This is a genomic window from Pseudomonas sp. PIC25 (genome assembly GCF_002286785.1).
Classification (GTDB): Bacteria; Pseudomonadota; Gammaproteobacteria; order Pseudomonadales; family Pseudomonadaceae; genus Pseudomonas_M.
In genome coordinates this window covers 1-2,914 of the sequence record NZ_MUJY01000159.1, presented here as the reverse complement: position 1 = coordinate 2,914, position 2,914 = coordinate 1, and the positions used below count along the sequence as shown (strand labels likewise).

Genomic DNA, 2,914 nt, shown 5'->3' with positions numbered 1-2,914 from the left:
TTGGCACGTTGATGCCGTGGCAGTGAAAATCCCTCTCCTTCTGGAGGGACGCTGCTGCGGTCGGCCCGCTGCCGGGGGGAGGCGTCCATACCATCTGAAGAAGACTTCCCGTTTCTGTTGAAATACGCCGATCCCGTTGCCCGAGTTTCCCGATGAAGCAAATGACCTTCGCCGACGCCGAGTACGCCGGCAAGCGCAAGCAGACCCGCAAGGAGTTGTTCCTGATCGAGATGGATCAGGTGGTGCCGTGGAAGGGACTGATTGCCCTGATCGAACCGCACTATCCGAAGGGCGAAGGCGGTCGCCCGGCGTATCCGTTGATGGCGATGCTGCGCGTGCATTTGATGCAGAACTGGTTTGGCTACAGCGACCCGGCGATGGAGGAAGCGCTGTACGAGACCACCATCTTGCGCCAGTTCGCCGGCCTGAGTCTGGAGCGCATCCCCGATGAAACCACCATCCTCAACTTCCGCCGCCTGCTGGAGAAACACGAGTTGGCGGCGGGGATTCTGGCGGTGATCAATGGTTATTTGGGGGATCGCGGCCTGTCGTTGCGCCAGGGCACCATCGTCGATGCCACGCTGATCCATGCGCCCAGTTCGACCAAGAACCAGGACGGGAAGCGTGACCCGGAGATGCATCAAACCAAGAAGGGAAACCAGTACTACTTCGGCGCGAAAGCCCATATTGGTGTCGATGAAGAATCGGGTCTGGTGCATAGCATGGTGGTGACCGCAGCCAATGTCGCAGATATTACCCAGGTCGACAAACTGCTGCACGGCGAGGAAAACGTGGTGTGTGCTGACGCCGGTTACACCGGGGTCGAAAAACGTCCTGAACATGAGGGGCGCCAAGTCATCTGGCAGATCGCGGCTCGGCGCAGCACCTACGAGAAACACGGCAAGCACAGCGTCTTGTACAAAGCGCTGCGCAAGATCGAGAGGGCCAAGGCTCAGGTGCGAGCCAAGGTTGAACACCCATTCCGCGTGATCAAGCGCCAGTTTGGCTACACCAAAGTGCGCTTCCGTGGCTTGGCCAAGAATGCCGCGCAAATGGTGACGCTATTTGCCCTGTCGAATCTGTGGATGGCCCGCCGATATTTGCTGGCCGGCGCAGGAGAGGTGCGTCTGTAATGTGGAAAATGGCTGCAGCGAGGTGCTAGCGGCGACTAAAAACACAGACATGAGCGGGCGATCTGAGCGTTTTGGATCGCATGGTCGCTTTCAAAATCGGCCGGCGCTGAAGTCAGCCAGAGATTCATGACTACTTCAGACCATCCTTAGAGTTACGGTGAAACCTGGGGCAATGGACAAATTAATGTCAATTGGTGGGGTGGGTAACGATGGGACAGCGTTATTGTTTCCTGAACTACCTCGTATTGCTAAAGGGTGGGTCGAAACAAACGCTCAGTTTAAATTGGAGGCAACTAAAGCTCAAAGTGTCAATAATGGATTCGGAGTTGTAAACATTGGATTAGGTAGAGGGGAGGCGTTGAGGACTTTTAATAGCAATATTCTCCTTTTTGAAGCGTTATTGGAGTAAGATGAGATGGTCATGTTTTTGAAGTCAAATGGCAATGACTCAACTTTGCAGATGGTTTATCAATTGTCAACTGAGCTGGCTAAGGATCCTGAGCAAATTAGATTGGTTCAGTCGTTAACGATAGACCCGTCGCGCCCGTTCATTGGTTTGAAGGGTACATATGGTCTTTTTGGTTCGAGTGAATGGTGGGAGAATATCAAAAATAGGATTCTACCAACTTGCCATGTTTCTGGGGTTATAAAAAGGCTGTTTGTTTCGGGGCAGGAGAAGGATTCGGAGAATAATGCATTTGAGCTTTTGTTGGATGATGGGTCGAGATATATTGAAAGCATTTATTCTAATACCGTGGCTGGTCGCAGCCTTTTTAAGGTTGGAAATAAAGTGGAAATAATCTATGCTCTTGATGAATTAAAAATGCAGCCAGCCGTGAGTGGTGGGGTTAACTACTCCAAAATTGTTTTGGAAATGGCAGTGCATGTCCCAAAAGCTTGAAATATTAAATTCCAATAGCGATCGCTAATGAGCTTGGCAATAGATATGGAAGCTCGGTCGGGAGTCGCTCCTTTGCGGCTTCCTGTTTACCTTGCTCTATGAGCGCAAGGATACTTGACGCTAGATCAGTTATGTCAGTGACCTGCTGAATCCAATGATTGATATAGAGCTTAACGGCCTCTCCTGAGAGGCCGATCTGTATCGTTCGATACGGTAGCGGTTGCAGTAGTAAGTCGCGTTCTGGATCCCACTGAATACGAACTGGCGAGTTCGTCTTTAGCTGGTTCCAATCTTCTTCTTTCATCGAAGGATTGCGGTGGCTCAGACAACCGTGTGTCAGTGCCCACTCAAATCCTTCTCGGGTAATGTCGATGGCGAGCATGCGCTTCTGGCCCTCATCCTTATGGCCCCATCCAGCACGATACATCATCCACAGAAACGATGGTTTAATCCATGTCATACGTTCCATCTTAAAGGGTGGTGAAACGAAGGTGCTGCGTGCTATTGCACTATCGGCAATGGCATCGGAATATGCCTGATAAACTCGAATGGTTTTATCGTCATAAACGGCTCGGATTTGCCGGTGAGGTATAAGATTAGTCATCATCTTTCAGTGTGTAAATTCTATGGAGTGTTTCTAGTGTGGTGTTTCAAAAATAAAGATCATTTTTTCGAGGTCATCGCCTCGGCTGCTCGGCCTACGCTCGCCAGTATGTCCTCGGCTTTTCGATACCAGTGAAAAGGCCGGGGATTGGCGTTATGGGTATAGGTAGTGCTCGATGGAGGCTTCCAGATCCTTCACGCTGGTATGCGCCTGGCGCTTGATCCATTTCTCGCTCAATGTCGAGAAAAAGCGCTCCACCAGGTTCAACCAGGACGC

Annotated in this window: 3 protein-coding genes and 1 pseudogene; 2 read left to right on the top strand and 2 right to left on the bottom strand. The window is 51.2% G+C overall.

Translation table 11 applies throughout. The features are described from left to right. Window positions 1-152: 152 nt before the first annotated feature. Together BZL41_RS20080 and BZL41_RS20075 are read left to right on the top strand one after the other, a co-directional pair. On the top strand, window positions 153-1,133 hold the full coding sequence (locus BZL41_RS20080) for an IS5 family transposase (RefSeq protein WP_095600925.1): 981 nt from the start codon (window positions 153-155) through the stop codon (window positions 1,131-1,133). A gap of 415 nt (window positions 1,134-1,548) precedes the next feature. Next, the gene (locus BZL41_RS20075; protein WP_218224588.1) at window positions 1,549-2,034 is read left to right on the top strand and encodes a hypothetical protein; all 486 of its coding nucleotides are present in this window, start codon (window positions 1,549-1,551) and stop codon (window positions 2,032-2,034) included. Window positions 2,035-2,038: 4 nt separating this feature from the next. Here BZL41_RS20075 and BZL41_RS20070 read toward each other — a convergent pair whose 3' ends face one another. Together BZL41_RS20070 and BZL41_RS20065 are read right to left on the bottom strand one after the other, a co-directional pair. Next, window positions 2,039-2,638, bottom strand: coding sequence for a DUF4291 domain-containing protein (locus tag BZL41_RS20070; protein ID WP_095600924.1), 600 nt, complete (start codon window positions 2,636-2,638; stop codon window positions 2,039-2,041). Window positions 2,639-2,697: 59 nt separating this feature from the next. Continuing rightward, a pseudogene (locus BZL41_RS20065) lies at window positions 2,698-2,914 on the bottom strand (IS630 family transposase); the annotation flags it as partial.